The following is a 24,982-nucleotide window of genomic DNA, read 5'->3' on the forward strand; positions in this document are numbered from 1 at the left end:
TATGGACATTTATGTAGTTATGCAAGTCATTATTTTGTTCGGTGCCATCTTCTTAGGTGTACGACTGGGCGGAATGGGCATCGGTTATGCTGGAGGACTTGGTGTTGTATTGTTGAGTTTGGGCATGGGCATGTTCCCTGGACAAATCCCTTGGGACGTTATTCTTATTATCATGTCTGCTATCGCAGCAATTTGTGCGTTGCAATTGGCGGGCGGGTTAGATTATTTGGTGCGCATTGCGGAAAATATTCTACGTAAGAATCCTAAACACATCAATTATTTAGCACCAACGGTTACGTATTTCTTAACAATTTTAGCTGGTACAGGCCATACAGCTTTCTCTATGATTCCAGTTATTGTAGAGGTTGCAAAAAGTGAGAATATTAAGCCTTCTGTACCATTATCTATTGCTGTGGTAGCTAGCCAAATCGGTATTACAGCTAGTCCTGTATCTGCTGCTGTTGTAGCTATGAGTGGGTTTCTCGAACCATTTGGTGTAAACTATCCAACACTGCTTGCGATTTGCATTTCGACAACCTTTGTTGCGGTTATGATTACAGCATTTATCATGTCTACCTTCGCAAATAATGATTTGTCTTCTGACCCTGTTTACCAAGAACGTTTGGCAGCAGGACATGTGGCTCCACCTCGAGAAAAAAGCGTTGATTTTCATTTGAAACCAGGCGCTAAAAAATCTGTCTTGATTTTCTTAATTGGTATTATTTGTATCGTATTCTATGCAACTGCTATTTCTAAAAATATTGGTATTATCTCACCAGTTATATTTGGCCGAAATGATGCGATTATCGGTTTCATGATGATTATTGCAGCTGCTATTACCTTCTTCTGTAAATTAGATACAGCACAACTTGTGAATACAAGTACATTTAAATCTGGTTTATCTGCTTGTGTATGTGTACTTGGTGTAGCCTGGTTAGGGGATACTTTTGTAAAAGGTCATATTCCTGAAATCAAAGCACTTGCATCAAGTATGGTAATAGCTTATCCATTTTTGTTAGCTGTAGCATTCTTTTTTGCTAGTACACTTTTGTATAGTCAAGCGGCAACTACACAAGCTTTAGTGCCAGCTGTAATTTTAGCATTAGGTATTACACCAGAAAATACAGGATCTGTATATATCATCATCGCGTCTTTTGCGGCAGTATCTGCACTTTTCGTATTGCCAACGTATCCAACATTGTTGGGGGCTGTGCAAATGGATGATACTGGATCGACTCGAATTGGTAATCTCGTATTTAACCATCCATTCTTCATTCCTGGCGTACTGGCTATTGCGATTTCCGTAGCACTTGGTTTTATTGTGGCACCATTCATGTTGTAATTGGTGAAAGCTTATAAAACTCTATAATGTATTTATAAACAGGGCATAGTTCATTTGAAACTATGCCCTGTTTAATTTTATGCAATAGATACATGGTGAGAAAAATGGTATAATATGTATAAGAGAGGGATACATATAGTGTGGTAGAGAAAGATTATATAGGAGCCTATTATGTATACGATTTCTATCAAGCTAGATATAGATCGCATCCCTAAGGATGCATTCGATGCATTGAGAGAGAAGCATTATATCTGGTATAAAACTTATTTTGATGCTGGAAAATTTTTGATGTTTGGTACACGAACAGATGATGCTAGTGAAAGTCTTATTATTGCTCAAGGAACAAAAGAGGAATTAGAAGAGGCTGTGCAATTCGACGCATATCATGCAGAACAATTGGCAACCTATGATATTCGCGAATATAAGGTATCCTTGTTCAATGAAGCCATTAAAAACTATATAGAGTGATAGTTATATACTATAGCTGAAACCTATAAAAAGGACGCCATAAGCGTCCTTTTTATAGGTTTTATTTATGAGAGTTACATTTTTTACAAATTCCTGCAATTTCAAGGTGATGTTCTGTAATTGTAAAATCCGCTGCTATTAGTTCTTGTGGCATCTCTACAACGGGACATGTATGGAGTGGTATCATGGCACCACACTTGGTACATACTGCATAGTGGCGATGTGTATGTGGTGTAATTTCATAGTAAGCCATGTCGCTACCCATAATAGTGGTACGGGTAATGATACCTTTTGTTTCTAATAGTTCAAGGGTTCGATAGATGGTAGACATCCAGGTGGTGCCATCCCCGATTCGCTCAGCAATTTCGATGGCTGTAATCGGTTTATCCGTATCCGTTAATACAGACCAAATAGCTTCACGCTGTTTGGTCTTTTTTATGCCGTCTGGCCAATGTGTTGTATTCATATTAATACCTTCGATGATTAGTTAATGATTAATTGTAGGTACTCTTGTACACATGATATTTATTTACTAAATTGTATTCTTCGTATAATGGATTTTATATTCTTGATGATGAGTACCACTAATAGAATAAATACCGAAGTGAGTGATACAAATCCACCTGGTGCGACGTTAAGATAGTACGAACCAAATAGGCCGATGATCATGGCAAGCAAACTAAATCCAATAGAGCAGAGTAGCGTTGTTTTAAAGCCTTTTTCTAATTGTAATGCTGAGGCTACCGGTAAAGCGATCATGGCACTTAATACGAGGACCCCTACGATTTTAATAGAAATGGATACGGCAGCTGCCATTAGAATGGCAAATACATAGTTTATTAAATCTACTTTCACACCAGCTACGCGTGCAGCCTCTTCGTCATAGGCAATGTAGAGAAGTGAGTTATAGAGAAAATATAATGTTAACACTGATAATATGGTAAGTACTGCAATGCTAATCATATCAGTGGTGTTAACCGTTAGAATACTACCGAAAAAAAATACATTAGCGTTAGCTTTCAGTTTTCCCGAGCTAATAAGGGTAATGGCTGTACCTATGCTAAGGGATAAGATAATGGTGAGAATTAAATCGAGATGGTGAGAAAAATATTTCCGCAAGAATTCAATAAGCGCACCACAGATAGCGGTAAATATGAAAGCTCCTAAAATAGGATTGGTATTGGTTAATAAACCAAGGGTAATCCCTGCAAGAGAAGCATGACTCATGGTATCGCCAATCATACTAGATCGACGAAGTACCATAAATATACCAATACATGGACATAATAGTGAAATACATATTGCTACGAAGAACGCATTTTGCATAAAGTCATAATTAAACATGGTGCACCTCCGTTTTTATTGTGTCATCAGCCTGAGCTTGCTCTGTTACATCTGTAAAACACGAGCAGTTTTCATGGTCCACAGGATTGCGTCCTGTGTTATGCATGATTTCTAGAGCATACTGTTCTGGTGAACATAGATGGCCTTGTCCGTTGGCAATATGATAGATATTGGTTGAGTTTGCAAGGGCCATCTCTAAATTATGTTCTACAGAGATAATCGTAATATGATGCTCTTGATTTAATGAGCGCAACAGGGCGTAAATACCTTCTTGGCTCTTGCGGTCAATGCCCGTTGATGGTTCATCAAGAATGATGAGGTCAGGGTTGCCGATAAGGGCCCGTGCGATAGAAACGCGCTGCGCTTGGCCACCTGATAGTTTGCTAATAAGGCGATCTTTAAACTCTGTCATATGAGTGAGTCTAAGGACACGATCTACTTCTTTTTTATCTTTGATTTTTAAAAGTTTACGATAGGAATCTAAAATTTCGTGTACTGTAATAGGAAATCCAGCATGGGAAAAATCATTTTTTTGTGATACATACCGAATGTTTTTGGTGCCACGTGTGATGGAACCTTTTACTGGTGTGAGAAACCCTAGAATGAGGCGTAAAAGAGTACTTTTACCAGAACCATTGTCACCTACGATGGAAATATAATCGCTACTATGTACTTCTAAATTTAAATCATGTAGCACATAGGGTGGTTGACCTTGATATGAAAAATATAGATGTTGAATAGATAACATAAAAAAACCACTTTTCTGATTGACAAAATTATTACTACGTTTATACTATAACTATATTACAAATGCAACTGAGTCGCAACTGCAAGTAAAGAATATTATATATACTATAATAGCATGAGCACTCAGGATTTCAGAAAAAGGAGGCCTATTATGGTCAAAAAACTGGTTTTGTTAGTTGTTGGCGTATTGATGGCAGCTCTATTTGCAGGCTGTGGTAACGATGCACCAAAGGAGCAAGCAAGTAAAAAAATCCAAGTGGTAACAAGTTTTAATGCTATGTCTGAATTTGTAAAGGCCATTGGTGGCGATAAGGTAGAGGTATCTACGATTATTCCAGATGGTACAGAACCACATGATTTTGAATTAAAGCCTGAGGATATGAAGCAGTTGGCATCAGCGCAAGTCTTTGTTTATAATGGTTTAGGCATGGAACCATGGGCACAACAAGCAATTGATGCGGCTAAAAATGATAAGCTTGTATCAGTTAAAGCATCTGATGGTGTAGAGGCTATAAAAAATACAGATCCTGACGAAATTAAAGAACATGGTGCTGAAGATCCTCATTCATGGTTGTCTTTGAAAAATGCTAAGGTAGAAGTTAAAAATATTAAAGATGCATTGGTGAAAGTCGATCCTGACAATAAGGCTTATTATGAAAAGAATTATAATGATTATGTAGCAAAATTAGATGCGATGATTCAAAAGTATGAAGGTCAATTCGCAAAAGCAGCACACAAGAATTTTGTAACAGGTCATGCAGCCTTTGCATATCTTTGTCGTGATTTTGGATTAGAACAAAATAGTGTAGAAGATATATTTGCTGAAGGAGAACCGAACGCAGCACAATTGGCTAAACTCATCGAATACTGTAAGGAAAACAAGATTACAACTATTTTTGCAGAAGAAATGGCTAGCCCTGAAGTATCCAAAACATTAGCTCAAGAAGTAGGCGCCAAAGTAGAAACGATTTATACTATTGAAAGCAAAGAGGATGATAAAACATATCTTCAAAGAATGGATGATAATTTGACTAAAATCTTAGCAAGTTTGCAATAACTTATTATGAGTAAAATTAAACTATTTATAACATAAATATATAATAACATTAAAAGCAAGGTGTAGAGTATGCCTTGCTTTTGTGTTATAATAAATGAGCAATTCATGAAGGATTGCATTGCTTGTATTGAAACATGTTTTAGTATTGTTGTATTAATAAGTATCAAGGGGACATATGATTGAATTTTTTGATCGATTAGTAGGGCCTATAGATGCAGATGGTGCACGCATATATCGTCAGCGCACGGATATGACCCAGCTAGTTGTGATGATTATACTATCCGTTATATGTTATCAATTCACTGTTATCGGTGATTCGGTCTATGCGGATGCCATGAAAAACTTCATTATGAATCCCACAACATTTGTAAAACTGGACCAGCTTCCAATGATGAATGTTATAGAAATCAATGCTCTTTTACAAAAGTTGAATACGACGACACCACTTTGGGATGTAAGTAGTTGGCTGTTGATGATTGTGAAAGCATTAGTTATGTCGATACTCATTAGTGGATATGCCTTATGGCGGTCTCGTCATTGTTATACGGTGACTATTTTAACAGGTGTATTTCATTGTATTGCGTATGCACAATTGGTGATAGGTATCTATATGCTAAGCTTAGGTGTACTTTTAAGTTTTGCTAAGGCACCAGTCATTCTTGTATTGCTGTTAGGTGTATTCCTTACGATTATTTGCTTCCTTCTTACCATGTCGTTAATTACTGTGGTAGGTCGTATTGTAGGAGCCACCGTTTCGGGAAGTGCATTTGAAGGGCTTCTTGTCATTTCTGGTGTCTATGTCATTTGGGTGGGAATGAAATTTTTAGGCATATTATTATTTTAAAAAAACACATTCCGTGTAGATGGAATGTGTTTTTTGTTTAAATATAAAAATAGCAACTACGCATTATTTATGGTAGTTGCTATTTTCATATTTTTGGAATAAGAAGGCTACATTATCTTCGTCGTACTCAATTTGTTCAGACCAACGTCTAATTTGTTCAGGTAAATCACCAAACTGATGTGTAAGTAATGCAATGAATAATGTAGCATCAAATGCATATCGTATAAGTGTATCTAAGGAATATTCTGCGAGCATGTCGATTTGGCGATATAGTATATACTGATATACCTTATTAAGCGTGCATAGAACTTTGTCATCAAGGTTGAGTAAGTCTATCGTAGTTGATACTGTTGATGAGGATACCATAGTTTGTAAATCGGTTAGTTGTTCTGTCCACTCTTCATCGATTGGTTCCGTCTTTTTGTATAAAGTAATTAACTCTTTGCAGTAGCGGATAGACTGTTTGGGCGTAAATTGGCAAATAGTTGGATTGATTTCCAAGGCTAATAGTTCAAAAATATTTTGTAATGCAGGACGATCAGTAGCATTAAATTCACCTTCATCATCTTCAATGGTGAATTGTAATTGATCACCTTCGGTAGCCAGTAACTTTTCTACTGATTCTTCACAAGATAATCCCACGCCACAAAGCTCGAGGTCTTCTATGTATTTATAGAAGCGGGGGTGCATATGACAAGTATCGCATAGGCTATCTTCTCCAAGTTCTAGGACTACACGGCATAAACCGTCTTTACGTAAAAGAGGGCAGGTGGGATGTGCATCACTAAACATAAAATAATAGCCTTCGTCGTCGACAGTCATAAATTTTCGAAGATCCTCACCTAAGGGTGTAGGTAATGTTTGATATAATTTTGCTGTTTCTTCATCAACATCGATAGTCCATTTTTGACAACACGTATGATGGCACTGATTGGCTTTGCATTGAAAGGTATGATAAAAAGTTGGATATAAAGAAATCATAGTACTCACTTGTATATAATCATTATTTACTACTAATTCATTATTTACTATTATATGAATAATTAAATTGTAACATATACTATATATTCATGGCGTAATATTTTACAATATTTTTATATTCGTGAAAGTCCTTATTATTGTGTATAATAGTTATATATGGAATATTTACTTACACTAATTATGGAGGAGAATCTTATGAAATCTATGTTCGTAAAAGGTGGTATTGCATTGGCATTAGCAGTGGCATTTGGGGTAAATGCACAAGTTGTAGATGCGGCTAGTATTGTACCTGTACAACCAACAGTTGAGGTCGTTAATGCTAACCATCCAGGTATTGTAGGTGCTAATACATTGTTGAATGCATTTATTCAGCAACATCCAAAGGCGGCTATTACTGAAATTGCATTTGATGGTGAAGATAGTCAAATTAAATATGAAGTTGAAGGCTTTGACGCAACAGGCAAATATGCATTAAAGTATAATTATAATACCAATCAAATTGGTGATACTAAAGAAGGCGCATATAAACCTTCTTTAGATAATAAAGCGTTTAATCCTACTCGTATTTTGGCGCCTCAAACAGTTGTAAATTTTGCATTTGCACAAGCTAAAGGGCAAGCAACAAGTCTTAATGCTTGGTCTGTAAAGAATGAAAAAGGTCGTTTTGTATACGAAGTAAAATTTGGTACTGCTAATCGTCATGAAATCGAAGTACTTATGGATGCATTTACTGGTGAACTTTTATCTGTAAAAGGCGTAAAATAAGTGTATTTGACATCTTACTGTGATAGGAGTAGGATGTTAATATACACATGCTGGTATAGCTCAGTTGGTAGAGCGGCTCATTCGTAATGAGTAGGTCGTAGGTTCGAATCCTATTATCAGCTCCATCTAATTTTATGAATTTCTTTGAGTATCAATGAATAGGATAGATTAAATAAATATAGATAATACCTGCTTTATTGATACTCTTAGATGTTCATGATTAGTCTATAAGTTAAGTATAATTTGCCCCCCTTTTTGCCCCTAAAATTTATGTGGTAGAATAGAGGGGAAGGTAGTAAATAGTAAATATAATATTTTCAAAATCATATAATCATCTCTAAAAAGCTCTTTAGGTTATCGCCTAGAGGGCTTTTTTTTTGTGCTATACTATGAGTCTTATTTCCCTAGACGGGTAACTATAGTATTTTTTTCTAAAAATTTGCTCATGAATCATCTAGCATTGTCTTATATTGAAAAAATTAATATTTAATAGCATAGAGAATATTACAATATATGGGCTTTTATAGAAAATATGATTAATAATATGAATTGATGATTCATGAATTACTATTGTTAAAATTCTATAGAAAATCACCAGAAAATTCATATATATTTCATGCAATAAATTAGTGTATTTGGCATGCTTAATTTACATCTCATTTGTGATGGATAAGATGGTCTCAGTTAGCCGCCATAGGCCTAGGTAGTAAACAATTTTAGTTGTAAATATGTTTATGTTAGGTAGACGATATACAATTAAATATTTGAAACTTAGGAGGAAATGATGAAGAAATCTATAGTAAGAACAAGCCTTGCATTGGCCATAGCCGGTGTATTAGGTACTAGCGTAGTTGCATATGCAGCTGAAGCGCCACAAATACAACCTGTGCCGGTAGTTAAACAAGAAACAGTACAATCTGCACTAGCAGTTAAACAAGAAGCAACAACACCTGTAGTTAATGTGGATACAACTGTATCTTCCAATAAAGTAGACGCACCAAAAATCGATGTATCTGCAGCTATTAAGAATGGAGCGAACGAAACTGCTAAACCTGCAGCAACAGAAAATACTAAGCCTGTTGTAGTTCCTGCTGTAGCGAATCCTGCAGCCGCATCTATGGATGCTGATATAACTCCAGTAGTTGCAAAAGATGATAAAAAGGATGCGAAAACAACTAAGGTTGTAAAGACCGAAGCAAAAGACCATAAAACAACTAAAGTTGTAAAGTCTAATAAAAAAGTACAACCAACTCAATCTGTAAAAACTCAAAAAGCAGATAAAACGGTAAAAGCTAATTAATAATCCACTATATCCATACACATAAACGTACTATCCCATCGGTATGTTTGAGTGCACATAACCTTTTATATGCACTTGGTTGGGCTCTTTGGTGGATCAGACACACATTGACTCTCTCCTATGCCGTCTGTCACCTTAGGGCCTCTCTTATGAATGGTTCCCTCCCAATTCATAAGTATATACATTATGTATATAATATATCTCTCTCACAACACATAATACACACAACACACATTACACACTATACATATGTGTATGGTATAGGAGAATAAAAGCACCACCAAATTTTGGTGGTGCTTTTGCTTTTGAAACAGATATATGGAATACACGGGGGTATTCTTTTTATGTTAAATATATTGTCTTGGTACTCGATCAGAAAAGCCACAGAAAATTTCGTAAGGGATAGTAGATGCAAGGGCCGCAATCTCAAGCGCGGAGATGCTTTCGTGTCCTTGTGCACCTAATAGAACAACCTTATCACCTGGTTTAACTGTAATGGTATCAGGTATGGATACCATAAACTGGTCCATACAGATGCGCCCTACTACAGGGCAACGTGTACCTTGAATGAGGACTGTGCCTCGATTGGACAAGCTACGTGGATAACCATCGGCATAGCCAACAGGGATGGTAGCAATTGTCATTGGCTCTGGTGTGATGTACGTTGAACCGTAACCTATACCTTCGCCTGCTTCAAGATGTTGTACGTGTACAACTTCGCTATGGAAGGAGAGAACTGGTTTGAGGCCTAAGCGATTTGGCACGTCTAAAGAGGGCATAATCCCGTATTGAATGATGCCTGGTCGTGCATCTGTAAATAGGCTGTCTTTTACAGATAATAGCCCCGCACTATTAGCGAGGGAAAAACGATAGTCTTCGTTTGGTCGGAATGCACGAATTTCATCCACCATGGTATGGAATTTTTGTGCTTGCCCATGTGCATGACTTTGATCGGCGGCATCAGCATTACTCATATGTGAAAAGAACCCATCTACTGCAAGATTTGGATAGGACTCAATGCGTTTGATAAAATCGATGGCATTTTCTGGCTTAATGCCGATACGATGCATGCCCGTATCAACTGCTACGGCTACGCGGATAATCATGTCGTGGTTATCCGCTACTTTATTGAGGGTCTCTAAATCCGTTGATTCACAAACAGCAGGAATAGAATTCGTATCCGCTACGAGTTCAAAGGATTGAGGTCGTGTTAGACCTAATAAATAAATAGGTACCATAATGCCAGCATTGCGAAGTGGTACAGATTCTTCTGGAATAGCGACGGCTAAAGATTCATAGCCTTCTTCAACAGCGATACGGCCCATCATTACACTACCATGACCATATCCATTGGCCTTAATAACGGCTGTAGATGTGCTCCATTCAGGGAGGCTGTCTTTTATTTTACGTAGGTTCTCGCGAACCAAACTTGTATCAATCGTTAAATATGTTGGTCTCATGATCATTTCACTCCTAAAATACATTACTTTTATTGTATAACTTTTAGGGAATTAAACAATAGTTTTTGTGAAAGTTTATGCTAAATTTTTATTCACTTTCCTGTTCTATTGGAGATTAGTCCTAACCTGCATAGACTATGATGAATATAACATATAATATATAGGATTTTGTAGTATAATGAGTGCATAAAATACTTTCACCTATAATATAAATTGTTAGGAGGATATGATGAACGAACGAGTTGTAGTAGTTAATGCTAGCAAGATGAATTATGATCATTTACTTGATTTTTCTGTTTTATCAAACGATGTACAGGTGTATGACGATAGCACTAATGAAGAAGTTATTGAACGTATTCAAGGAGCTGGCGTGGTGGTGACCAAAGAATTGCCAGTAGGGGCGGAGTTACTTTCACAATTCCCTGACTCAGTGAAACTCATCGTAGAAGCGGGTACTGGATATAATAATATCGACCTTGATGAGGCGCGTGCAAAAGGAATTACGGTGTGCAATATCCCTGCATATAGCACAGAACGCGTAGCACATACAGTAATTATGATGCTTCTTAACTTTGCATCTACTATGCAGCAACAAATCGGTATGCTTGCTAAAGGTGATCGCAGCAACTTTACAAAATATTTACAAGTGAGCCATACAGAAGTGAATGGTAAAACACTAGGTGTGGTCGGTGCTGGTCATATCGGCATGGAAGTTATTAAAGTAGCGAAAGCATTAGGTATGAATATTCTAATTCATACGCGTACACCAAAGTCTGATGGTGACGGTATTCGCTATGTAAGTCTTGATGAATTACTAACCAATAGTGATTATATTACCTTACATTGCCCATTGAATGAGCAAACTAAACATATGATTAATAAGGATACAATCGCTAAGATGAAATCATCGGCAGTTATCATTAATACGGGTCGTGGTGCACTTATTAATGAAGCTGATTTATGTGAAGCTTTAGCGGCTAAACGTATTGGTGGTGCAGGTCTCGATGTACAAGAGGTAGAACCTCCAGTTGAGGATAGCCCTTTATATACACTTGATAATGTTATTATTACACCTCATATGGGATGGAAAGGCTTAGAAACACGTCAACGATTGGTAGGTATTATTCGAGATAATGTACAAGCCTTTTTGAAAGGTGAACCTATCAATGTTGTATCATAATATTGTTAAATCATTATAGAATCGGTTCTATAACGGCATGAAAGTAATTATCCAGTTCGGTGGGTGATTCTTTCATGCCTTTTTTTACCCACCATAGCACCATTTCTACAAAGCTACCCGAAATATGATTGATGATAAAGTCATCGGGTAAATCGATATTTATCTTACGATTTTGATTAATAAAATAAGCTTGCACTAGTTCGTTAAGATTATCTCGAAAATAATGCAAGAAGATTTCATTATTTTGACTGGCTAATAGTTCAAGAATATTATTTTCTTTCTCTTGTAAATGTTGTAATAAATGGCCAAACATAGAGAGGGGATGTACACTTTGAGGATATAAGCCGTGTGCATGAGGAACGTGATTAATGCTATCTTTGATATGCTTGAATAAATCTTGTGAAAGAGCTTTTAATAAGTCTTCCTTTGTATCGAAGTGGGCATAAAATGTGGTTCTGCCTATATCTGCCGCGTCAATTATTTCTTGAACGGTTATTTTATCGTATGCTTTTGTAGATAATAATGTGTTAAATGCTAAGAATATGGCTTTTCGTGTTTTTTGCTGTCTACGATCCATGGTTACTCCTAATTTAGTACAAAATAGCCCATTTGTTCTGTAATGAACAGATGGGCTCTTTTATATATTGTAATAAAATATTAGATTGATACAATAAAAAAGAACAAACTGTTCGTTATTGTAGTTATTGTAATGTAAGTATAGTCATATTTCAATTGTTAGAATCGGAAACGTATAGTGGTGGGGTTATGATATGTTACAAAAAGTAATTGATATATTATCCGGACTGTATATGACTTTGTTGGCGGGCCTCTTTTTATTATTTGATGGAATTCCTCATATTGTAGAATCCTTCGGTGGTCATATGGGATTGCCTAATATATTTCCTTTTGCACCTTCCTGGGTTGCGGTTATAGTGTGTGGTATTCCTTTAGTATATTTGTCGATACGTCGCATCATTGTTAATGTGGGCATCAGTAAGATTTCATCTGCACTTTTAATTACGATGGCGATGATTGCAGCCATTGCTATTGGTGATATATTTGCTGCTGGTGAAGTTGCTTTCATTATGTCTCTTGGTGCTCTTCTTGAAGAGGCAACGACAGAACGTGCAAAAAAGGGATTGCGTAAGCTGATTAGTTTAGCACCTGTTAAGGGCCGGAAAATCGAAGATGGGACGAATACAATGGTTCCTGTTGCATCCATTCAACGTGGTGATTTGCTACGAGTATTGCCTGGAGAAACAATTCCAGTAGACGGCAAAATCGTCAGTGGTGAGACGACCGTCGATCAAGCCATTATGACCGGCGAGTCGGTACCTGTTGATAAGATCGTTGGGGATGAAGTATTTGGTGGTACTATCAACTGTTATGGAGCCATTGATATTATTGCTACTAAGATTGGTAAAGATAGTTCTATTCAAAAAATGATTCAACTCATTAAAAATGCGGAGAATAAACAAGCCTCTATACAGCGTATAGCGGATACCGTTGCTAGTCGTTTAGTTCCTATAGCATTATTAATTGCTTGTATTGGATATATTGTAACGGGCAATATAATTGTTGGGGTTACGGTGCTAGTTGTATTTTGCCCGTGTGCATTAGTATTGGCTACGCCAACAGCAGTTATGGCTGCTATCGGACAGGCGACAAAGCATGGGGTCATCATTAAGTCAGGAGAAATCTTAGAAAAAATGGGTAAGGTTGATACACTTGCTTTTGATAAGACGGGAACGCTGACAAGTGGACGCTTAGCAGTGCAATCTATTGTTGTAGTTGATTCTATGTATACCGAGTCCGATATTCTTAAGTTAGCCGCATCAGCAGAGTCTAAAAGTGAACACCCTTTAGGAAAGGCTATAGTGGAGTATGCAAAAAAGAAATCTGCTAATATTATGGAACCTACAACTTTTACTATGGCTGTTGGAAAAGGTGTTATGGCAACAGTAAATGGTTGTGATGTGCTTTGCGGTAATGAACGGCATCTCCTTGAGCATGGCATAGAGATAGAAACAGGAATTCAGCGTATTCTACATGAATGCAGATTAGAAGGGCAAGTATCTATTATTGTATCAGATATGACACATATTATAGGTATTATTACACTGTCTGATACTATACGACCTGATGCGGACCGAATGATAGCGAATCTCCGTAATTTAAATATGAAAACAACGCTGCTTACTGGTGATAGTAAGGCCGCAGGTGCATGCATTGGCCGTAAAGTCGGTATTACTGATGTATATGCAGAATTACTGCCTGAAGACAAGGTGCGTATGATTGAAAAATTGCAATCGGAGCATCATACAGTTTGTATGATTGGTGATGGTGTCAATGATGCGCCAGCTATGAAAACGGCAGATGTAAGCATAGCTATGGGTAGTATTGGTAGCGATATTGCTATAGAAACGGCAGATATAGCCTTGATGAACGAAGATCTAGCAAAAATTTCTTATATTAAACGACTCTCTGATGCGACTATTTCTACCATTAAACTTAGTATTACTTTATCCATGGTTATTAATGGTGTGGCAATATTGCTTTCCTTATTAGAGGTGCTAACGCCTACAACAGGTGCATTGGTGCACAATGTAGGGTCTTTTCTAGTCGTTTTAATTGCAGCCCGTTTATATGATAGACATATTGTTTAAATAGACAAAATCCCCTCCGACCGGTTGTGTGGTCAGGGGGGATTTTTAATTAGGGCTATCATAGATCAAGTTTTGGTATATATGTGTATATATATCAAGGGAGGTAGTTATCCTCAAACTTGATTATGATTCATTTGTGTTTTGATGGGACTCCACCAATGTCTACGATATGCTTTAATACCTTCTACAACGATTTTGCTCGCTTTCGCAGCTAAATCCTTTGTAGCAGGCGGGATGCCATCAAGGCGATAGGTGATACCTAACTCCTTGTATTTAGCAACACCCATCACATGATAGGGTAAACAGTCGACGGCTTGTAAGTTGCGTAAGGAGCCTAAAAAGAAACCTAGCCTGTAGTGTCGGTCGGCATTATCTGTGATGGTCGGTACCACAACATGACGTACCCAGAGCGGCACATTTATATCAGCTGTCAGTTTGGTGAATTGAAGGATTGGTTCTAAAGGCTGAGAGGTTAGCCATTTATGGACTGTAGGATCGATGTCCTTAATATCCAAAATGACGAGACTGGTTACGCTTAGTAACTTACGGTAGGCCACCTCTTGGTGGGGATCAAAACAAATTCCACTTGTATCTAAGCAGGTATGGACGTTTCTTTCACGGAAATATGTGAAAAGCTCGATGACAAAATCAATTTGCATCAATGCTTCCCCACCTGTGACGGTAATGCCACCGTTTGTATAGAATTGACGGTTACGTTCGTATTGTTGCCAAATTTCTTCGACGGTCATGAGCTTAGTTTCGTGGCTATCCTCACTCCATGTGTCGGGATTATGGCAATAGGCACAACGCATGGGGCATCCTTGTAGGAATACCACCATACGCATGCCTGGACCATCAACCGTACCCATCGTTTCTAGTGAATGAATACGTCCTGTCATAGAAAACCTCGATTAGATTTGTTGATGGAATGTACGGGAAATAACTTCATCCTGTTGTTGTTTTGTCAATTTGTTGAAGTGTACTGCATAACCAGATACACGAACAGTCAATTGAGGATACAACTCAGGATGTTTTTGAGCGTCTAACAATGTTTCGCGAGTGAACACGTTAACGTTCAAATGGTGACCGCCTTTTTGAGAATAGCCGTCCAATAATTCTACCAAGTTATCCACTTGTTGTTGGTTGCTCATGGGTATTCCTCCTTTCAACCAAAATACAAGTATTGATGCCGGTGAAAGCATACAATACGGCGGAAGATTATTTGTCTTCCTTTATAGTAACATTTGGTTCGCTGCAAGCGAAGTTTGTATTGCTGTTAGGCAATTGAGAAGGGTCTAACTCAATATCAAAATCGCCTACGGATACAAATGTTTCACCAGATTTACCTAATGCATCTGGAACGATGGAGAAGGTATTGGAAATACCGTCGGAACAATCGCGCCATGGCATTTTTGCAACGGAAGATAACGAAGCTACAGCACCGTGAGAGTCACGACCATGCATAGGGTTGGCACCAGGCGCGAATGCTTGACCAGCTTTACGGCCGTCTGGTGTGGAACCTGTTGCAGTACCATATACTACGTTAGAAGTAATTGTTAACAAACTCATAGTAGGAACCGATTGACGGTATGTAGGATGTTTACGCACCTTGTTCATGAATGTGGATACAACCATGGAAGCTAAGCTATCTACACGATCGTCATCGTTACCATATTTAGGGAATTCCCCTTCGATTTCGAAATCAACAGCAATGCCGTTTTCGTCACGAATTGGTTTTACCTTAGCGTATTTAATAGCGGACAAGGAGTCAGCTACTACGGATAAACCAGCAATACCAGTTGCGAACCAACGAGTTACCTTGCGGTCATGCAATGCCATTTCTAGTTTTTCATAAGCATATTTATCATGCATGTAGTGAATGATGTTCAATGCGTTTACATATACGCCTGCCAACCATTCCATCATGTCATCGAATTTTTCCCAGACTTCGTCAAAGTCTAAGTATTCGGATGTAATAGGGCGGTATTTAGGACCGATTTGTCTCTTAAGTTTTTCGTCAACGCCGCCGTTGATTGCATAAAGTAAGCATTTTGCTAGGTTAGAACGAGCGCCGAAGAATTGCATTTCTTTACCAATACGCATTGGGGATACGCAACATGCGATGGCGTAGTCATCACCAGAGTTAGGACGCATCAATTCATCATTTTCGTATTGGATAGAAGATGTTTCGATAGATAATTTCGCACAGAAACGGCGGAAGCCGATTGGCATGCGAGGTGACCATAATACAGTGAGGTTTGGTTCTGGAGCAGAACCAAGGTTAGTCAATGTATGTAAGTAACGGAAGGACATTTTAGAAACCAATGTACGGCCGTCAGTGCCCATACCACCGATAGATTCAGTGGTCCATACAGGGTCGCCTGTGAACAAGTTGTTGTATTCGTGGATACGTGCAAAGCGAACCATACGTAATTTCATGATGAAATGATCTACGAACTCTTGAATTTGTTCTTCTGTATATGTGCCGTTGCGAAGGTCGCGTTCAGCGTAGATATCGAGGAATGTCGAGTTACGACCAATGGACATAGCCGCACCGTTTTGTTCTTTGATGGCGCCAAGGTAGCCAAAGTAAATCCATTGCATAGCTTCGCGAACGTCTTTTGCTGGCTCGGAGATATCGTAGCCATAGGACGCAGCCATTTCTTTTAATTCTTTCAAGGATCGGATTTGGTCTTTAATTTCTTCGCGGTCCCGGATTACGTCTTCGAGCATATCACCCATAGTGATGTTGAATTCTTGGTTTTTCTCTTCGATTAGGTAATCGATACCATATAATGCAATACGACGATAGTCACCGATAATACGGCCACGGCTATACGCATCTGGTAACCCTGTTACGATGTGTGCTGTACGAGCGGCACGCATTTCTGGAGTGTATACATCGAATACACCATCATTGTGAGTTTTACGATGCTTTTTGAAGAAATCCTCTGTTTGAGGGTCCATTTTGAAACCGTATTCTTCGATAGCGGATTTTGCTGTACGGAGACCGCCATAAGGGAACATAGCGCGTTTTAACGGTTTATCAGTTTGTAAGCCTACAATTGTTTCAAGGTCTTTGTCGATATATCCTGGCGCATGCGCAGTGATGTGTGTAGCCACGGAAGTATCGGCATCAAGCATGCCACCTTTTTCGCGTTCTTCTTCGTATAGTTTCATTACCTTGTCCCACAATTTAGTAGTGCGTTCTGTAGGACCAACTAGGAAGGAGTCGTCCCCTTCATAGGGAACATAGTTTCTTTGGATAAAGTCGCGTACATCGATCGCTTTATCCCACACACCTGTGTTAAAATCTTTCCATGCAGTATGTTGCATTTTGCACCTCCATAAAAGGATATAACTATAGATTTTTATGATTCTAGTTTACAATGATTATTTAAATCTCACAATATGTAAATGATATAAATTTTCAATACATAGTATGCGAATTTAGTAAGATAGATTGTAATTATATCAATAGATACAATTATAACTCACCATAAATACTGTTAATATATGTGTTTATGGTTAGTTTTATAAATTGGATTAAAATGATATATATTTTATATTATTTATAGATAATGAAATTATATCTCATTAAATGGACAGATACCGTATATGGTGGATAGCGTCAGTTGTGGAGAATAATATTTGATTAAGTATATAATTAATATGATTACATAGTAAGGAAGGGGTAGAATAGTATGTCAAATCGAGTGAAGGCTATCATAGGTGCGTTGGCCACTATAGCCGTTTGGGCGACGGCATTCCCATTTAGTAAAATTGCGTTACAACATGTAGACTCTTTAACGCTTTCAGTGGCTCGTGTTGTAGGGGGGGCTATGTTAATGCTTATCATTGGTGTGGTGAAAGGATTACAAATTCCTACGAGCTGGCGTGAGTGGGGATTATATACTGTACTTGGTATGACCGGTAATTTCGTATATCAGGTTGTATTTAATCAAGGTCTCCTTACTATTCCTGCAGCCACATCGAGTATCATTATGGCACTAACGCCTATGACAACGGCCCTTATGGCATTGGTTGTGTACAAAGATTATATGAAGCCTATTGGATGGTTGTTCACAATCACCGCTTTTGCAGGTGTAGCCGTCATTATTCTTTGGAATGGGCCTATTAATGTTCCAATGGGGGCTTTTTGGACCTTATTTGGTATGATACTTTTTGCCATATATAATATCATTAATCGTGGGTTAAGTTTAAAAGGGCATGATCCGATAACCGTTGCTACCTGGTCTATGTTTACTGGCGCGATTATGGCGTTACCTTTTGTTTCTCAATCGGTTGCCAATATTGTTGTTGCCCCTGTAAGTACTTGGTTGGCTATTATGTACTTAGCTTGTTTTTCTAGTGCACTAGGTTTTGTATTTTGGAGTTATGCATTGGAACATGCAGAATGCGTATCCGATGTGACAAACTTTATGTATCTATCTCCGGTTGTTGCAGCCATAGTGGCGGCCTTTTTATTGGAGGAATATCCTAATATGGGCCTCTATATTGGCGCGCCTGTTATTTTAGGATCCTTATATCTATTTAATCGATATAGATAAGTTGGTTTTCTTAGTGGCTGAATCGTTTCGATTTGATGTAGATTTGATGTAAAAGCGATAAAATTAGATGTGTAGGAATGTAAATCCTTATAATATAGAAACTATATATAAAGAACCTCAACCTTTTAATTGGTGAGGTTCTTTTTTTGTTTGACAGTCCTTATAAATTGTAGTAATCTAGGTATATAATTAAAACATACCTTTTAGATATGTTTTAAAAGAAGATTAATTACTAGTAAGTTACAAGGAAAGAGGTGGTACAGTGATTGCTATACGAAACGTAACCAAAGAATTTGACGTTAATAAGCAAAAGGTTACTGCATTATCTGATGTAAACTTCACCATAGAAAAAGGCGATATATTTGGCATTATTGGCTTTAGTGGAGCAGGTAAATCTACGCTGTTGCGGATGATTAATGCTTTAGAGGTACCTACCTCTGGTCATGTTGAAATAGATGGTGTGAATATCAATGACTTAAGTTTTAATGAGCTTAGAAAGGTGCGTAAACGCATAGGCATGGTATTTCAACAGTTCAATTTATTGAATGCTAAATCTGTGTATGATAATGTGGCGATTCCATTGATTCTAAATAAGGTTCCTAAATCAGAAATTGATAAAAAGGTTAAAACCTTGTTAGACTTTGTTGATTTAGGCGATAAAGCGGGTGCATATCCTGGCGAATTATCTGGTGGCCAGAAGCAACGCGTTGGTATTGCTCGTGCATTAGCCACAGATCCGTCTATTTTACTTTGTGATGAAGCGACGAGCGCACTTGATCCAGATACGACTGAGTCTATACTTCAACTGTTGGAACGAGTGAATCGCGAGTTAGGTGTTACTGTGGTTATTGTAACCCATGAGATTGATGTAATTCAAAAAATCTGTAATCACGTTGTAGTTATGGAACATGGGAAACTTATTGAAAGTGGTTCTGTACTAGATGTATTTAGTAAACCTAAACATGATACTACAAAGCGATTTGTTCGAACCGTTATTCCTGACGAAATTCCACCAACTGTAAAACATACATTGTCTTGTGATAAGCGACCATATACGATTTTAAAAATGCACTTCTTAGGTAATAATACGACTGATAATGTTCTATATCATATTAATAAAACCTACGAATTAGAGACAAGTGTGTTATTTGCGACGGTGACTGAATTAGAACATACGGTGCTTGGCATCTTTATCGTTCAGTTTATTGGTGATGATATCGAGGTTGGTAAGGTGAAAGAATATCTTATTGGACAAGGTGTTGAATGGCAGGAGGTGACACTATAATGGATTTCTTTATGCAAGAGCTGGGTGTTCCAGGGTCGCAACTATTATTAGCAGCAGAGCAAACCTTATATATGGTGTTTTTATCCTTGTTTATTGGCACTATACTAGGGTTAATCATTGCGGTTACCTTAGTGGTAACAAATCCCAATGGTATCGTAAAAAATAGTATTGTCTACACCATTACGAATACAATCGTTAATATTGTGCGTTCTGTGCCATTCATCATCCTAATGGTATTTATACTACCGCTTACAAAGATGATTGTAGGTACGCGCGTAGGAACAACGGCGGCTATTGTTCCGCTTGTAATATTTATTGCACCGTATTTAGCTCGCTTGTTTGAAAACTCGATTCTAGAGGTAAATAAGGGTATTATCGAAGCGGCTCAATCGATGGGAGCTTCTCATTTCGAAGTGATTTGGCATTTCTTATTGCCTGAGGCAAAAGGGTCCCTTATCTTATCAATCACGACTGGAACCATCGGTCTTATCGGTGCTACTGCTATGGCTGGTGCTATTGGTGCTGGCGGTGTAGGTGATTTAGCGCTTACTTATGGTTATGAACGATTAAACTTCCCATTGATGTTGTTTACAGTTATTATTCTTGTTATTTTTGTACAAATTATTCAAACGATAGGGAACTATTTTGCACGTCGAGCTCGTCGTTCCTGATTTAATAAAATAGATTTTTGTTATATTGATTGTGAAAGTATAGGAGCGTATATTATGAAATTTAAGAAAATTCTAGCACTTGGTGCAGCACTCGTATTCAGCGTAGCTTTCATCGCAGGCTGCGGTTCTAATAATAGCGATAATGGAGCAAAGAAAGAATTAACCTATAGTAAGTCTCAAGGTCCTTATTCTGAACTCTTTGAAAAGGGCGTTAAACCAATTTTAGAAAAACAAGGCTATACCTTTAAAGGTGTAGATATGTCCGACTTGGTACAAGCAGACCAAGTGTTGAGCGATGGCGAAGTAGATTTCAACGTTGAACAACATACAGCATATATGAAAAACTTCAACGAAAAACAAAATGGTCATCTAGTGGCATTAACACCAATTCCAACTGTACCAGCAGGTATTTTTAGCGGTTCTAAAACATCCTTAAATCAAGTGGCTGATGGCGATACAATTGCTGTACCAAATGACGCATCCAACATGGCTCGTGCGTATGCATTGTTACAAAAAATCGGTTGGATTAAACTTGATCCAAATAAAGATTTAGCCACAGTAACACAAGCAGATATTATTGAAAACCCTAAACATCTTAAATTTACAGAAATGAAGTCTCTTACAATTCCTTCTGTACGTACTGATTTTGATTATATCGTTATTACAGGTGCCATCATCTACAATGCAAAAATCGATCCTAAATCAGCATTGGCTAATGAAGACGTATTACCACAATGGTTATTACAACTCGTAGTTAATGAGAAAAATAAAGATGCTCAATGGGCAAAAGACCTCGTAGCCGCATACCATTCTCAAGAATTCAAAGATTACATGGAAAAAAATAATAATGGCTTATGGTTTGTTCCAAAAGGTGAATAATATAATTTAGTAAGCTAATTACAATTAAAATATATTTATAAAATAGATAGCGATACCAATTAGATTAAATTCTTTAATTCTAAGGTGTATCGCTTTTTGTTGTTATAAAAGCTATTACTAACAGTTTATTAACTATTAATAAGTGTTATGGGTGAGTTTATATCATCTTATTAAAATTTTTGATATACTAAATAAGCCTTTTTGTATTTTATTTTGTTTTCATGTGTAAGGAGAGTTTCTAATGAAATTGAATTGGAAATTATTCGCACCACTTGTAGTAGCTATTCTTGTATGGCTTATTGGTGCGCCTCAAGGCCTTGGCGCAGATTCTTGGATTTACGTAAGTATTTTCGCTGGCCTCGTGGTAGGATTGATTTTAGAACCAATCCCACCAGCTTTCATCGGTATTATTGCTGTTACCGTGTCTATGTTATTCAAAGTTGGTCCTGCTCCTGTTGTAGATAAAGCAACTGGTGTAGCAAAGGCAATCACTGATGCACAAGCTATCAGTTGGGGCCTCAGTGGTTTCTCTAATGCCATTGTATGGTTGATTTTTGCAGCTTTCATGATTGGTATTGGTTATGAAAATTCTGGCCTTGGTCGTCGTATTGCGTTGTTCCTCGTAGCAAAGCTTGGTAAGTCCTCTTTAGGCCTTGGTTATGCCATTGCTATCACTGATCTTGTGTTGGCACCATTCATTCCAAGTAATGCGGCTCGTTCTGGTGGGACGATTTATCCAATCGTATCTAGTATTTGTCCAATGTTTGACTCCTATCCTGACAAGAACCCTCGTAAAATTGGTTCCTATTTGAACTGGGTAGCGTTGGCAACTACTTGTGTATCTAGTTCCATCTTCTTGACTGGTGCTGCACCAAACCCATTAGCTCTTGAATTATCTGCTAAATCTGGTATCGTAGCGGCAAACTGGGGTACATGGTTCCTAGCATTCTTGCCAGTAGGCCTTATTTTATTCATCATCACTCCGTTGTTGACCTATGTGTTCTGCAAACCAGAGGTAAAAGGTTCCCCTGAAATCGCAGCATGGGCAAAAGATGAGTATAACAAATTAGGTGCTATGACACGTAGTGAAGTCTTCATGGCCTTGATTTCTGTATTGGCTCTTGTATTGTGGATTGGCGCTTCTACGTTCCATATTAATCCTACAACAACAGCGTTAATTGTAATTATATTGATGGTCTTTACTAAAATCATGACATGGCAAGATTTCCTTGCTAATAAACCTGCATGGAATGTTTTGACTTGGTTTGCTACACTTGTGCCTATGGCTTCTGGCCTTAAAAATGTAGGATTTTTGGAATGGCTTGCTAAATCTGCTGGTGGCTCTTTAGTGTCTCTAGATCCTACAATGGCAGTTCTTGGTTTATTGCTTGCATTCTGTTTACTTCGTTACTTCTTTGCATCTGGTACTGCTTATGTAACGGCTATGGTAGGCTTATTTGCTACTTTAATTCTTCAAATTCCTGGCGTTGATCCAGCTCAAGTTATGTTAATTCTTTTAGTACCAATGGGGATTATGGGAATCCTTACTCCGTATGGTACAGGTCATAGCCCAATCTGGTTTGCTAGTGGCTATAACAAAGGTCCTGAATTCTGGAAACTCGGTGCTATCTTTGGTATTATCTACCTTGCCATCTTTATCGTGGTAGGGATTCCTTGGATTCAGTTCGTAATGCCACTTTTAGGATAGTTTTAAAACCCTAATATATCTCTCTGCGCTCCAGTTCTTCGCAAGTCGCTCGATAGATATATTAGGGCTTTTTTTATCTAAAATTGGCATTACATGTGTAGTAAAGTCGCGCAGACAGAACGCAACGCTTCGTGGGTCTTTTTATACTCTAAAATGAAACTCTAGATTGTGTTATAATAGCGCATATAGGTGTTTATTTATTAAATTTGTATTTGAGGTAGGTACCTCTTGTAAAGTCTATATCGTATAGTAGGAGGTTCTTATGTCTACCAAGTCTATTACAGGGACAGGTCTTTTGTTGGCCGTTGCTTTGTTGGCACAAAGTTTGCGCCTTATGTTTCCCTTTATTCCGAATCAAATTAGTATGTTTTTAATCGGTTCTATTACGTCGGCTACGTTTGTGCTCGCTACGTGGCGTTATGGTTGGAAAAATGGTCTTGTTATTGCTTGGGTGGCTCCAGTGGTAGCACATTTACAAGGCATGTTGCCGTTGCCGCCATTTATATTGATAACTGGGTTGGGGACGACCGCCTATGTATTCGTAGCGTATTGGTTAGAACATAAGTCGAAAATTTTGCTTATCATTGTGGCTGCATTGGTGAAAGCTGGCGTATTGTTTGGTGGATATTCATTGTTCTTTTCTTTATTTCAACTTCCGCCAAAGATTGTAAATACAATGTTATTTGTCTCTAGTTGGCCACAACTTGTTACATCTACATTGGGCATTATATTGGCGTTACTCATTATGAAACGGGTTAAGTAAATTCCTTAACTTTGTTTCTAGTAAATTAAATAATAAAAGGTGTTACTATATCAGCCTATTGTTAACAGTCAGAACTGTTTCAATTGAGGATGTAGTAACACCTTTTTTATATATAATCGATTTCTTTAATTATTTTTTCTTTAGCATTTTAAGAATAAAACCACCCACAGTACCTGTAATACCGAAGCCTAAAAGTCCCATGCCAAGAGTATGTATTAAGATACTCGTTTGATTATTTTTAGAGATTTCTTGAGCTGCTTGCATTGTATTAGTAGCTTTTTTAGCTATCTCTACATTGTTAGCAGATGGATCTGGAATAACGAGTAAAATGATGATTGCAATGATTAGACTAATAATGCCAGCAATCAATAAATACGTTCCTCTTTGATTTAACTTTTCCATAATACCCTCTCCTTTTTGTATTACAAAATAAGATATTAATCATTCGATTTAATTATATATTATGTGCGTAAAAATGTAAATTAATAGTTTTAGGCGTAGTCTTCTATAAAAAGCTATAGAGTTTACTGAGGCTGAGATGAACATTAGTAACACTCATCAGTAATTCATTGTTGTTTCATGAGATTAGCATGAGAATAGATTTTGTTAAATTTATATTGCTTATTAACGTCTTTACTATTTATAAGAAGAACATCGTATTATGTTAACCATATACAAAATATTCTAATTTTTATGGTTATAATAAAATTTGATAAGTATATTAATATACATGAGAATAATAGCTATCAAGCTATTTTCAAGATATATGAAGACTTATTAATGAACTTTATATGGAAAAAGACTTGTATATATCGTAATATTTTGATATGCTATGCAAGTAATTAACAATATAAATTTTTCTTAAACTAACTTAAACATATCTTTTTGTATCAACGAAGAAACTGTTTAAGATTAGGCTGAAGAGAGAGGCGAATAGAGAGACTGAAAAAT

The 24,982-nt window shown here is 37.4% G+C and carries 24 protein-coding genes and 1 tRNA gene; 15 read left to right on the forward strand and 10 right to left on the reverse strand.

Going from position 1 to position 24,982, the window contains the following annotated elements:
- Nucleotide 1: 1 nt before the first annotated feature.
- Both Q0E20_RS00225 and Q0E20_RS00230 read left to right on the forward strand, forming a co-directional pair.
- Nucleotides 2–1,342, forward strand: coding sequence for an anaerobic C4-dicarboxylate transporter (locus Q0E20_RS00225; protein WP_295994582.1), 1,341 nt, complete (start codon nt 2–4; stop codon nt 1,340–1,342).
- 171 nt (nt 1,343–1,513) lie between these two features.
- On the forward strand, nt 1,514–1,810 hold the full coding sequence (locus Q0E20_RS00230) for a YciI family protein (protein WP_295994584.1): 297 nt from the start codon (nt 1,514–1,516) through the stop codon (nt 1,808–1,810).
- 61 nt (nt 1,811–1,871) lie between these two features.
- On the opposite strand, the gene Q0E20_RS00235 is transcribed toward Q0E20_RS00230, so the two are convergent.
- Genes Q0E20_RS00235 through Q0E20_RS00245 form a run of 3 tightly spaced genes read right to left on the reverse strand, consistent with a single transcriptional unit; the run spans nt 1,872 to nt 3,902 of the window.
- Complete coding sequence (locus tag Q0E20_RS00235) at nt 1,872–2,276, reverse strand: Fur family transcriptional regulator (protein WP_295994587.1); 405 nt, start codon at nt 2,274–2,276, stop codon at nt 1,872–1,874.
- Between the two features lie 59 nt (nt 2,277–2,335).
- Complete coding sequence (locus tag Q0E20_RS00240; protein WP_295994590.1) at nt 2,336–3,154, reverse strand: metal ABC transporter permease; 819 nt, start codon at nt 3,152–3,154, stop codon at nt 2,336–2,338.
- Nucleotides 3,147–3,902, reverse strand: a complete 756-nt coding sequence (locus Q0E20_RS00245; RefSeq protein ID WP_295994594.1) for a metal ABC transporter ATP-binding protein — start codon at nt 3,900–3,902, stop codon at nt 3,147–3,149. Before Q0E20_RS00245 ends, Q0E20_RS00240 begins: the two co-directional genes overlap by 8 nt.
- A 150-nt stretch (nt 3,903–4,052) precedes the next feature.
- Here Q0E20_RS00245 and Q0E20_RS00250 point away from each other — a divergent pair, with 150 nt between their 5' ends.
- Both Q0E20_RS00250 and Q0E20_RS00255 read left to right on the forward strand, forming a co-directional pair.
- Nucleotides 4,053–4,958: a metal ABC transporter substrate-binding protein gene (locus Q0E20_RS00250; protein WP_295994597.1), complete on the forward strand. Its 906-nt coding sequence runs from the start codon at nt 4,053–4,055 to the stop codon at nt 4,956–4,958.
- 175 nt (nt 4,959–5,133) lie between these two features.
- The gene (locus Q0E20_RS00255; RefSeq protein WP_295994598.1) at nt 5,134–5,802 is read left to right on the forward strand and encodes a hypothetical protein; all 669 of its coding nucleotides are present in this window, start codon (nt 5,134–5,136) and stop codon (nt 5,800–5,802) included.
- 63 nt (nt 5,803–5,865) lie between these two features.
- Here the strand turns inward: Q0E20_RS00255 and fliB are convergent, their stop codons facing one another.
- Nucleotides 5,866–6,783 carry a flagellin lysine-N-methylase gene (fliB, locus tag Q0E20_RS00260; RefSeq protein ID WP_295994599.1) on the reverse strand — a complete coding sequence of 306 codons (918 nt, stop codon included), beginning with the start codon at nt 6,781–6,783 and terminating at the stop codon, nt 5,866–5,868.
- Nucleotides 6,784–6,978: 195 nt separating this feature from the next.
- On the opposite strand from fliB, the gene Q0E20_RS00265 reads away from it, so the two are divergent.
- The 3 genes from Q0E20_RS00265 to Q0E20_RS00275 all read left to right on the forward strand — a co-directional run bounded on the left by Q0E20_RS00265 (nt 6,979) and on the right by Q0E20_RS00275 (nt 8,848).
- Complete coding sequence (locus Q0E20_RS00265) at nt 6,979–7,548, forward strand: PepSY domain-containing protein (RefSeq protein WP_295994600.1); 570 nt, start codon at nt 6,979–6,981, stop codon at nt 7,546–7,548.
- 49 nt (nt 7,549–7,597) lie between these two features.
- Nucleotides 7,598–7,673: transfer RNA gene (locus Q0E20_RS00270), tRNA-Thr, on the forward strand.
- 659 nt (nt 7,674–8,332) lie between these two features.
- The gene (locus Q0E20_RS00275) at nt 8,333–8,848 is read left to right on the forward strand and encodes a hypothetical protein (protein WP_295994601.1); all 516 of its coding nucleotides are present in this window, start codon (nt 8,333–8,335) and stop codon (nt 8,846–8,848) included.
- A 347-nt stretch (nt 8,849–9,195) separates the two neighbouring features.
- On the opposite strand, the gene alr is transcribed toward Q0E20_RS00275, so the two are convergent.
- Nucleotides 9,196–10,308: an alanine racemase gene (alr, locus tag Q0E20_RS00280; RefSeq protein ID WP_295994602.1), complete on the reverse strand. Its 1,113-nt coding sequence runs from the start codon at nt 10,306–10,308 to the stop codon at nt 9,196–9,198.
- 229 nt (nt 10,309–10,537) lie between these two features.
- Between alr and Q0E20_RS00285 the strand changes: the two genes are divergently transcribed.
- Nucleotides 10,538–11,488, forward strand: coding sequence for an NAD(P)-dependent oxidoreductase (locus Q0E20_RS00285; RefSeq protein WP_366509610.1), 951 nt, complete (start codon nt 10,538–10,540; stop codon nt 11,486–11,488).
- Between the two features lie 13 nt (nt 11,489–11,501).
- Here the strand turns inward: Q0E20_RS00285 and Q0E20_RS00290 are convergent, their stop codons facing one another.
- On the reverse strand, nt 11,502–12,065 hold the full coding sequence (locus Q0E20_RS00290; RefSeq protein ID WP_295994604.1) for a TetR/AcrR family transcriptional regulator: 564 nt from the start codon (nt 12,063–12,065) through the stop codon (nt 11,502–11,504).
- Nucleotides 12,066–12,258: 193 nt separating this feature from the next.
- Between Q0E20_RS00290 and Q0E20_RS00295 the strand changes: the two genes are divergently transcribed.
- A complete protein-coding gene (locus Q0E20_RS00295) occupies nt 12,259–14,154 on the forward strand; it encodes a cation-translocating P-type ATPase (RefSeq protein ID WP_295994605.1) in 1,896 nt (631 codons plus the stop codon).
- A 113-nt stretch (nt 14,155–14,267) separates the two neighbouring features.
- Here the strand turns inward: Q0E20_RS00295 and pflA are convergent, their stop codons facing one another.
- The 3 genes from pflA to pflB all read right to left on the reverse strand — a co-directional run bounded on the left by pflA (nt 14,268) and on the right by pflB (nt 17,490).
- A complete protein-coding gene (pflA, locus tag Q0E20_RS00300; RefSeq protein WP_295994606.1) occupies nt 14,268–15,053 on the reverse strand; it encodes a pyruvate formate-lyase-activating protein in 786 nt (261 codons plus the stop codon).
- Between the two features lie 12 nt (nt 15,054–15,065).
- Nucleotides 15,066–15,305 carry an autonomous glycyl radical cofactor GrcA3 gene (gene grcA3 / locus Q0E20_RS00305; protein ID WP_005376651.1) on the reverse strand — a complete coding sequence of 80 codons (240 nt, stop codon included), beginning with the start codon at nt 15,303–15,305 and terminating at the stop codon, nt 15,066–15,068.
- A 67-nt stretch (nt 15,306–15,372) separates the two neighbouring features.
- Nucleotides 15,373–17,490, reverse strand: coding sequence for a formate C-acetyltransferase (gene pflB, locus Q0E20_RS00310; RefSeq protein WP_295994607.1), 2,118 nt, complete (start codon nt 17,488–17,490; stop codon nt 15,373–15,375).
- A gap of 368 nt (nt 17,491–17,858) precedes the next feature.
- On the opposite strand from pflB, the gene Q0E20_RS00315 reads away from it, so the two are divergent.
- The 6 genes from Q0E20_RS00315 (at nt 17,859) to Q0E20_RS00340 (ending at nt 24,031) form a co-directional block, all read left to right on the forward strand.
- Nucleotides 17,859–18,725 carry a DMT family transporter gene (locus Q0E20_RS00315; RefSeq protein WP_295994608.1) on the forward strand — a complete coding sequence of 289 codons (867 nt, stop codon included), beginning with the start codon at nt 17,859–17,861 and terminating at the stop codon, nt 18,723–18,725.
- 262 nt (nt 18,726–18,987) lie between these two features.
- On the forward strand, nt 18,988–20,010 hold the full coding sequence (locus Q0E20_RS00320) for a methionine ABC transporter ATP-binding protein (RefSeq protein WP_295994610.1): 1,023 nt from the start codon (nt 18,988–18,990) through the stop codon (nt 20,008–20,010).
- Nucleotides 20,010–20,681, forward strand: a complete 672-nt coding sequence (locus Q0E20_RS00325; protein ID WP_295994612.1) for a methionine ABC transporter permease — start codon at nt 20,010–20,012, stop codon at nt 20,679–20,681. The genes Q0E20_RS00320 and Q0E20_RS00325 overlap by 1 nt, the downstream gene beginning before the upstream one ends.
- A gap of 54 nt (nt 20,682–20,735) precedes the next feature.
- Nucleotides 20,736–21,560, forward strand: a complete 825-nt coding sequence (locus Q0E20_RS00330) for a MetQ/NlpA family ABC transporter substrate-binding protein (RefSeq protein WP_295994614.1) — start codon at nt 20,736–20,738, stop codon at nt 21,558–21,560.
- A gap of 241 nt (nt 21,561–21,801) precedes the next feature.
- Nucleotides 21,802–23,268: a DASS family sodium-coupled anion symporter gene (locus Q0E20_RS00335; RefSeq protein WP_295994616.1), complete on the forward strand. Its 1,467-nt coding sequence runs from the start codon at nt 21,802–21,804 to the stop codon at nt 23,266–23,268.
- A 262-nt stretch (nt 23,269–23,530) separates the two neighbouring features.
- Nucleotides 23,531–24,031, forward strand: coding sequence for an ECF transporter S component (locus tag Q0E20_RS00340; protein ID WP_295994618.1), 501 nt, complete (start codon nt 23,531–23,533; stop codon nt 24,029–24,031).
- Nucleotides 24,032–24,160: 129 nt separating this feature from the next.
- Here the strand turns inward: Q0E20_RS00340 and Q0E20_RS00345 are convergent, their stop codons facing one another.
- Nucleotides 24,161–24,433 (reverse strand): hypothetical protein, encoded by a 273-nt coding sequence (locus Q0E20_RS00345; RefSeq protein WP_295994620.1) that lies wholly within the window; start codon nt 24,431–24,433, stop codon nt 24,161–24,163.
- Between the last annotated feature and the right edge of the window lie 549 nt (nt 24,434–24,982).

The sequence above is a fragment of the uncultured Veillonella sp. genome (assembly GCF_934230905.1).
GTDB lineage: Bacteria > Bacillota > Negativicutes > Veillonellales > Veillonellaceae > Veillonella.

What these genes read in the sequence shown, in the direction of transcription:
- Q0E20_RS00225 (WP_295994582.1), top strand. Translation starts at nt 2, where the DNA reads ATGGACATTTATGTAGTTATGCAAGTCATTATTTTGTTCGGTGCCATC.
- Q0E20_RS00230 (WP_295994584.1), top strand. Translation starts at nt 1,514, where the DNA reads ATGTATACGATTTCTATCAAGCTAGATATAGATCGCATCCCTAAGGAT.
- Q0E20_RS00235 (WP_295994587.1), bottom strand. Translation starts at nt 2,276, where the DNA reads ATGAATACAACACATTGGCCAGACGGCATAAAAAAGACCAAACAGCGT.
- Q0E20_RS00240 (WP_295994590.1), bottom strand. Translation starts at nt 3,154, where the DNA reads ATGTTTAATTATGACTTTATGCAAAATGCGTTCTTCGTAGCAATATGT.
- Q0E20_RS00245 (WP_295994594.1), bottom strand. Translation starts at nt 3,902, where the DNA reads ATGTTATCTATTCAACATCTATATTTTTCATATCAAGGTCAACCACCC.
- Q0E20_RS00250 (WP_295994597.1), top strand. Translation starts at nt 4,053, where the DNA reads ATGGTCAAAAAACTGGTTTTGTTAGTTGTTGGCGTATTGATGGCAGCT.
- Q0E20_RS00255 (WP_295994598.1), top strand. Translation starts at nt 5,134, where the DNA reads ATGATTGAATTTTTTGATCGATTAGTAGGGCCTATAGATGCAGATGGT.
- fliB (WP_295994599.1), bottom strand. Translation starts at nt 6,783, where the DNA reads ATGATTTCTTTATATCCAACTTTTTATCATACCTTTCAATGCAAAGCC.
- Q0E20_RS00265 (WP_295994600.1), top strand. Translation starts at nt 6,979, where the DNA reads ATGAAATCTATGTTCGTAAAAGGTGGTATTGCATTGGCATTAGCAGTG.
- Q0E20_RS00275 (WP_295994601.1), top strand. Translation starts at nt 8,333, where the DNA reads ATGAAGAAATCTATAGTAAGAACAAGCCTTGCATTGGCCATAGCCGGT.
- alr (WP_295994602.1), bottom strand. Translation starts at nt 10,308, where the DNA reads ATGAGACCAACATATTTAACGATTGATACAAGTTTGGTTCGCGAGAAC.
- Q0E20_RS00285 (WP_366509610.1), top strand. Translation starts at nt 10,538, where the DNA reads ATGAACGAACGAGTTGTAGTAGTTAATGCTAGCAAGATGAATTATGAT.
- Q0E20_RS00290 (WP_295994604.1), bottom strand. Translation starts at nt 12,065, where the DNA reads ATGGATCGTAGACAGCAAAAAACACGAAAAGCCATATTCTTAGCATTT.
- Q0E20_RS00295 (WP_295994605.1), top strand. Translation starts at nt 12,259, where the DNA reads ATGTTACAAAAAGTAATTGATATATTATCCGGACTGTATATGACTTTG.
- pflA (WP_295994606.1), bottom strand. Translation starts at nt 15,053, where the DNA reads ATGACAGGACGTATTCATTCACTAGAAACGATGGGTACGGTTGATGGT.
- grcA3 (WP_005376651.1), bottom strand. Translation starts at nt 15,305, where the DNA reads ATGAGCAACCAACAACAAGTGGATAACTTGGTAGAATTATTGGACGGC.
- pflB (WP_295994607.1), bottom strand. Translation starts at nt 17,490, where the DNA reads ATGCAACATACTGCATGGAAAGATTTTAACACAGGTGTGTGGGATAAA.
- Q0E20_RS00315 (WP_295994608.1), top strand. Translation starts at nt 17,859, where the DNA reads ATGTCAAATCGAGTGAAGGCTATCATAGGTGCGTTGGCCACTATAGCC.
- Q0E20_RS00325 (WP_295994612.1), top strand. Translation starts at nt 20,010, where the DNA reads ATGGATTTCTTTATGCAAGAGCTGGGTGTTCCAGGGTCGCAACTATTA.
- Q0E20_RS00330 (WP_295994614.1), top strand. Translation starts at nt 20,736, where the DNA reads ATGAAATTTAAGAAAATTCTAGCACTTGGTGCAGCACTCGTATTCAGC.
- Q0E20_RS00335 (WP_295994616.1), top strand. Translation starts at nt 21,802, where the DNA reads ATGAAATTGAATTGGAAATTATTCGCACCACTTGTAGTAGCTATTCTT.
- Q0E20_RS00340 (WP_295994618.1), top strand. Translation starts at nt 23,531, where the DNA reads ATGTCTACCAAGTCTATTACAGGGACAGGTCTTTTGTTGGCCGTTGCT.
- Q0E20_RS00345 (WP_295994620.1), bottom strand. Translation starts at nt 24,433, where the DNA reads ATGGAAAAGTTAAATCAAAGAGGAACGTATTTATTGATTGCTGGCATT.